At 67.8% G+C, this 4,135-nt stretch carries 5 protein-coding genes; 3 read left to right on the forward strand and 2 right to left on the reverse strand.

Annotated elements, in window-relative coordinates:
• Positions 1–123 precede the first annotated feature (123 nt).
• On the reverse strand, positions 124–1,956 hold the full coding sequence (locus tag ACVOLO_RS17920; RefSeq protein WP_481571681.1) for a 3-hydroxybutyrate oligomer hydrolase family protein: 1,833 nt from the start codon (positions 1,954–1,956) through the stop codon (positions 124–126).
• A 116-nt stretch (positions 1,957–2,072) separates the two neighbouring features.
• On the opposite strand from ACVOLO_RS17920, the gene ACVOLO_RS17925 reads away from it, so the two are divergent.
• Together ACVOLO_RS17925 and ACVOLO_RS17930 are read left to right on the forward strand one after the other, a co-directional pair.
• The gene (locus ACVOLO_RS17925; RefSeq protein ID WP_481571682.1) at positions 2,073–2,870 is read left to right on the forward strand and encodes a 3-hydroxybutyrate dehydrogenase; all 798 of its coding nucleotides are present in this window, start codon (positions 2,073–2,075) and stop codon (positions 2,868–2,870) included.
• A 156-nt stretch (positions 2,871–3,026) separates the two neighbouring features.
• Positions 3,027–3,689 carry a response regulator transcription factor gene (locus tag ACVOLO_RS17930; RefSeq protein ID WP_481571683.1) on the forward strand — a complete coding sequence of 221 codons (663 nt, stop codon included), beginning with the start codon at positions 3,027–3,029 and terminating at the stop codon, positions 3,687–3,689.
• On the opposite strand, the gene ACVOLO_RS17935 is transcribed toward ACVOLO_RS17930, so the two are convergent.
• Positions 3,677–3,931 carry a glutaredoxin family protein gene (locus ACVOLO_RS17935; protein WP_481571684.1) on the reverse strand — a complete coding sequence of 85 codons (255 nt, stop codon included), beginning with the start codon at positions 3,929–3,931 and terminating at the stop codon, positions 3,677–3,679. The two genes, ACVOLO_RS17930 and ACVOLO_RS17935, sit on opposite strands and share 13 nt — an antisense overlap.
• Positions 3,932–4,027: 96 nt before the next feature.
• On the opposite strand from ACVOLO_RS17935, the gene ACVOLO_RS17940 reads away from it, so the two are divergent.
• The coding region (locus tag ACVOLO_RS17940) for a serine dehydratase beta chain (RefSeq protein WP_481571357.1) at positions 4,028–4,135 on the forward strand (108 nt) is incomplete at its 3' end.

Here is a 4,135-nt window from a genome sequence, read left to right on the forward strand (position 1 = left end):
CCGTTACCGCCTGCATGCGCAAATACCTGACCCGGCTCAACGCGATGAAGCGTGACAACGCGCCTTGGCGGGTCGGCTCTATGGAGACTGTGCAAGACAGTTGACTCCTACCCGGGTTGTCGATTACTTCGGCATTGCCAGGTTGTCGGCCGTCAACGGTTTGCCCGCGCGCGGCGTGGTCTGGATCACCGCGCTGGCCGGCAATGCGGTCCCGCTGTCCAGGCGTGCCTGCACGCGGTCCAGCGCGGCGTAGACATACGGCAGCAACGGCAGGTAACGCGCGCCGTAATCCGGCAGGCCGAGGAAGCCGTCGAAGTGCTGCACGTGCTTTACCTGCCAGTAACTCACTTCGCGTCCGGCAGCCTGGGCCGCAGCGGTATACGGTGCGCTGCTGAAAGCCGGCGGAATCAGGCCATCGTCGGTGCCGTGTATCACCATCACCGGCAGCCCTTGACGCGGCAAACCCGCGCGGGTGGCCTGGATACCGGCTTGCACGCGCTTGGCGTCATCGCCCTGCCCGTCCCACAGACCACGCAGGCACTTGAGCCCAGCGTAGGTCAGGTCCGGCAGTTGCACCTTGCTGTCCAGCAGGCCGACGCCCGCACCGGGGGGGATGCCGCTGCCATCGGAAATCCACGCCGCGCGTTCGGCAGCGCTGCTCGCACGCGGGGAGAAGTCCGGATTCTGTGCCGCGAAGTTGAAGCCACACGGGTGCTCGCCCACGCCGTAACGGCCGTATGCCGAGGCGTAGGTCGCGGCGATGGCGCGCCACAGGTCAAAGCCGGTGGACAAGGCACCGGCGCGCAGCGCTTCGTCGGTCCAGCCTTCGCGCATCATCAGCTCGTAGGCGGACTTGGCCTGTGCCGCCGGGGTAGCGCCGCTGATGACGCCCCCGGCAGCCAGCGTGGCGCAGCGCACGGCGGCGCCAGCCTGCAGTGCAGCGGTCATCGGCGGCTGCGGCAGGTTGTCCATGTGCAACTGCGCGCATGGCATCAACAACGCCGCTTCGGTGGTGTAGTCATACAGCGCACGCGAGCCCGGGCCATCGGAATAGATGCTGGGCTCACCGGCCACCACCGCATCCAGCCAATCGCCGTCCAGTTCGGCAGCACGCAGCACCGCGCCGCCGCCGTTGGAAATGCCCACCGCGATGATGCGGGTGTTGTCGAAGGTGAACGGTGCGGCCTGCGGATAGGCCTGTTCCAGCGCCAGCAGCGCGAACTGCGCGGCCTGTTTTACATGGCGGCCCCAATCGGCTTCCGGGTTGTCCTTGGAATGCGCGTGCTTGAACGCCACGCCCGACGCATTGACCGGCGCATCCGGCACAAAGGCCAGGTCGGCGACCTCGCCCAACGCACCAACGGTGCCATTGGCGCGCACGCCCATCTGTGCATCGAGGTCGTAGTAATCGCTACCCGCACCCTTGTCGGTGTAAACCACTGCACAGCCCTTGGGCAGGCCCCACGCTGCCGCCACCGATACCGCGCCGTAGATACCGCGCGAGCCGGACGCCGGTGCGACCAGCACGCAGCGCTTTTCAAGATCGAAGTTGTCCGGCACCTGCGCCAATACGCGGTGCGGCTGCCTGGCCTCGGGCAGTCGTGCATAGGCCGAATATTCGCGACCCGGCGCAGGCGCCAGGCTGCCGAACAATTCCCCGTAGCCGCCGCCCGGGGCGAGATCGGCAATGCCGCGCCAGCTGCCCCACAACGCACGCCGGCGCAGTTCTTCCACCGTGGGCGCGTTGGCATCGGCAAAGGCCGGTGGCGCCATGCTGCGCAAACCGGCAAGGCCCAGGCCGGCGGTGAGCAGATCGTCGCTGCCTCGGTGCTCGCTGCGGAGTTCATTGCTGAACATGGAAGGCTCCACGGACTTGGACGCTGGGCCGTTGGCGCAGGAGGCCAGGCTCAGTCCGACGAATAGGCCGCAGGCGGCACGCAGTAGGGATTGGCTCATGGGCGCACACTAGCAAAGGCCCCCGGGCCGGATCATCGTACTTTGGTACCACACGCTTTTAGCGCAACGGCTGCTACGTTTCCCCGTACTTTCCCACGTTCTACGGAGTCCCCCACATGGACCGTTTTCTGCAGGGCCGCACCGCATTGGTGACCGGCAGTACCTCCGGCATCGGCCTGGCCATTGCCCAGGCGCTCTCGGCTGCGGGCGCGCGCGTGGCCATCAACGGCCTGGGCAGCGCCGAACAGATTGAAGCCGCGCTCAAGAGCGTAACCGACGCCGGCAGCCAGGCGCGCCACTTCGATGCCGACCTGCGCAAGCCCGACCAGATCACCGGCATGCTCGAAGCGGTGCAGGCCTGGGGCCAGATCGATGTGCTGGTGAACTGCGCCGGCATCCAGCACGCCGCGCCGCTGGCCGAGCAGCCTGCCCAGAAGTGGGACGACATCATCGCCATCAACCTCAGCGCCGCCTTCCACACCATGCAGCACGCGCTGCCGGGCATGGCCGAGCGTGGCTTCGGCCGCGTGCTCAACATCGCCTCGGTGCATGGGCTGGTCGCCTCAAAGAACAAGGCACCGTATGTGGCCAGCAAGTTCGGCATCGTCGGCCTGAGCAAGGTGGCCGCGCTGGAATACGCTGCCGCCGGCAGCCGCGACAGCGGCGGTGTCACCGTCAACTGCGTGTGCCCGGGCTGGGTGGAGACGCCGCTGATCGAGCCGCAGATCCAGGCCCACCGCAACGGCGGCAGCCGTGACGACGGCGTGCGCGCCCTGCTTGAGGAAAAGCAGCCCAGCCTGCGCATGTCGCTGCCCGAGGACATCGCCGCAATGGTGGTCTGGCTGTGCCGCCGCGAAGCCCACAACGTCACCGGCACCGCCATGCCGATCGACGGCGCGTGGACGGCGCAGTAACAACCGGATGCAGCTGAAGAAGAAACACGCGCCGTAGCGGGACAACAGGACCGCGCGGTGCGTGCCCGGCCCGCGCGGTTCCCACCGGGGTCACTTCACTCACCCGTCCCTCTGCTACCGTTGCCTACCCCACACCACCGCCCAAGCACCGGCCCCATGCCCAGCCTGCTGATTGCCGACGACCATCCTCTGTTCCGCGCTGCCCTGCGCCAGGCCGCCAGCGACGCGGTCAGTGGCATGCAGGTGCGCGAAGCCGAGTCGCTGGAAGGCGTGCTGGCGGCGCTGGATGCCGCCCCGGATACCGACCTGATCCTGCTGGACCTGCACATGCCGGGCAATCACGGCCTGGCCGGGCTGGCCGCCATCCGCGCCCAGCACCCGGGCGTGGCGGTGATTGTGGTGTCGGCCAATGACGACCCGCGCGTGGTCCGCCGCGCGCTCGACCACGGCGCCGCCGGTTATCTACCCAAAAGCTCGGGCCTGAACGAACTGCACGACGCCATCCGCTGCGTGATGGCCTGTGAGCAATGGCTGCCGGCGTCGCTGCGTGCGTCGGTGACGCGGGCGCAGTCCTCGCACCATGACAGCGAGCTGGCTGCACGCCTGGCCAGCCTGTCGCCCCAGCAGTTCCGGGTACTGGCACTGGTGGCCGAAGGCCTGCTCAACAAGCAGATCGCCGACCGGCTGGAAGTCCAGGAGCGCACGGTCAAGGCGCACCTGTCGGCCATTTTCGACCGCCTGGGCGTGCGCAACCGCACCCAGGCCAGCGTGGTACTGCGCGAACTGGAACTCAGCGACCCCGCCCGTCAGGTGGTCTGAGCGCGCCACTGTTCCGCGCTGCCCAGCCACGTCGCCAGTCGCGCGGCATCGAATGGCCAGTCCAGCTCACGCCCTGCAGCGTCACGCAATACCGGCACGCGTACGCCGTAGCGCTCCTCCAGCACCGCATCCTCGTCGATGAACACGCTGTCGAACTCCGGCACGCGTGCCTGCGCCAGTACGCCCAGGGCCAGATCGCACAGATGGCAATCGTCTCGCTGGTACAGGACCAAACCGCTCATGCTCTGCTCCGCAGGGAGAATGTTGCGCTGCAGGCAGGGCCGGCAGCGGCGAGCCCGTAGAATAGCCGCCATCTCAATGCAGCACGCAGATTCAGCATGTCCGTCAGTACGTTCGACCTGTTCAAGATCGGCATCGGCCCGAGTTCCTCCCACACCGTCGGCCCGATGCGCGCGGCCGAGCGCTTCGTGCACCGCTGGCTGCTG

Source organism: Stenotrophomonas sp. STEN056 (genome assembly GCF_056759635.1).

What these genes read in the sequence shown, in the direction of transcription:
- ACVOLO_RS17920 (WP_481571681.1), bottom strand. Translation starts at nt 1,956, where the DNA reads ATGAGCCAATCCCTACTGCGTGCCGCCTGCGGCCTATTCGTCGGACTG.
- ACVOLO_RS17925 (WP_481571682.1), top strand. Translation starts at nt 2,073, where the DNA reads ATGGACCGTTTTCTGCAGGGCCGCACCGCATTGGTGACCGGCAGTACC.
- ACVOLO_RS17930 (WP_481571683.1), top strand. Translation starts at nt 3,027, where the DNA reads ATGCCCAGCCTGCTGATTGCCGACGACCATCCTCTGTTCCGCGCTGCC.
- ACVOLO_RS17935 (WP_481571684.1), bottom strand. Translation starts at nt 3,931, where the DNA reads ATGAGCGGTTTGGTCCTGTACCAGCGAGACGATTGCCATCTGTGCGAT.